Genomic DNA, 1,316 nt, shown 5'->3' on the forward strand with positions numbered 1-1,316 from the left:
GGCCGGGATGCGCGAAGGCGCTGGCCGACGTGCGGCGCGATGCCCGGGCGACGGCGCGTTTCGCCGAGGGCCTGCCGGTGCACTGGGTCGGCTGCGCACGCGGGTGCGGCAGCCCGGCGGTGCCGCACGTGCGGGTCGAGGCGACAGCGGCGGGATACGAGGTGAGCTCGCCGGGGTTCGGTGGGACGGCATCGGCGGGTGAGGTGGGCGCGCTGGTCGCGGCCGCGAGGAGGGCGTGATGGAGTATGTGCGCGACGGCGCGGAGATCTACCGGCGGTCGTTCGCGACCATCCGCGCGGAGGCGGGGCTGGACCGGCTGCCGGCGGACGTGGCCGTGGTCGCGGTCCGGATGATCCACGCCTGCGGCATGGTCGACCTCGTGGACGACGTGGGCTTCAGCTACGGGGTGGTGACCGCGGCCCGCAAGGCGCTGCGGGACGGCGCACCGATCCTGTGCGACGCCGAGATGGTGGCGGCCGGGGTGACCCGCAGCCGGCTGCCCGCGGCGAACGACGTGGTGTGCACCCTGCGCGATCCGAGTGTGCCGGCGCTCGCCGAGCGGCTGGGGACGACACGCAGCGCCGCGGCGCTGGACCTGTGGGGCGACCGGCTGGAGGGCGCGGTGGTGGCGATCGGGAACGCGCCGACGGCGCTGTTCCGCCTGCTGGAGATGATCGAGGCGGGCGCGCCACGGCCGGCCGCGGTGCTGGGCATCCCGGTCGGCTTCATCGGCGCGGCGGAGTCGAAGGACGCCCTGGCCGCCTCGGATCTCGAGTTCCTGGTGGTGCGCGGCCGGCGTGGTGGCAGCGCGATGACGGCCGCGGCGGTCAACGCGCTGGCCTCGGAGCGCGAATGAGCACGGATGCGGGCGCGACCGTGGCCGGCGGCGCGGGCGACCCAAGCCGGGCTCCCGGCACCGGGCGCCTCTACGGCGTCGGGCTCGGGCCCGGGGATCCGGAGCTGGTGACGGTCAAGGCCGCGCGGCTGATCTCGTCGGCCCAGGTCATCGCGTTTCACGCGGCGAGGCACGGGCGTAGCAACGCGCGGGCGATCGCGGAGCCCTATCTGCGAGAGGGGCAGATCGAGGAGGCGCTGATCTACCCGGTCACCACCGAGACCACCGACCACCCGGGCGGCTACCAGGGCGCGATCGACGAGTTCTACGCCGAGAGCGCGGCACGGCTCGCGGCTCACCTGGACGCCGGGCGCGACGTGGTGGTGCTGGCCGAGGGCGATCCGTTCTTCTACGGGTCGTACATGCACATGCACAAGCGGCTGGCCGATCGCTACGAGGCGGTGGTGGTGCCGGGGGTGAC

The 1,316-nt window shown here is 74.8% G+C and carries 2 protein-coding genes and 1 pseudogene; all 3 read left to right on the forward strand.

Translation table 11 applies throughout. The features are described from left to right. Positions 1-239, forward strand: a pseudogene (locus tag AB0M20_RS44020) (precorrin-3B synthase); the annotation flags it as partial. Next, complete coding sequence (locus AB0M20_RS44025; RefSeq protein WP_364307494.1) at positions 236-856, forward strand: precorrin-8X methylmutase; 621 nt, start codon at positions 236-238, stop codon at positions 854-856. The pseudogene AB0M20_RS44020 and the gene AB0M20_RS44025, both read left to right, overlap by 4 nt. Continuing rightward, positions 853-1,316 (forward strand): SAM-dependent methyltransferase (locus tag AB0M20_RS44030; RefSeq protein ID WP_364307496.1); only part of this gene is annotated, 464 nt, incomplete at its 3' end. The genes AB0M20_RS44025 and AB0M20_RS44030, both read left to right, overlap by 4 nt.

It is taken from the genome of Actinoplanes sp. NPDC051633 (genome assembly GCF_040681735.1).
Classification (GTDB): domain Bacteria; phylum Actinomycetota; class Actinomycetes; order Mycobacteriales; family Micromonosporaceae; genus Actinoplanes.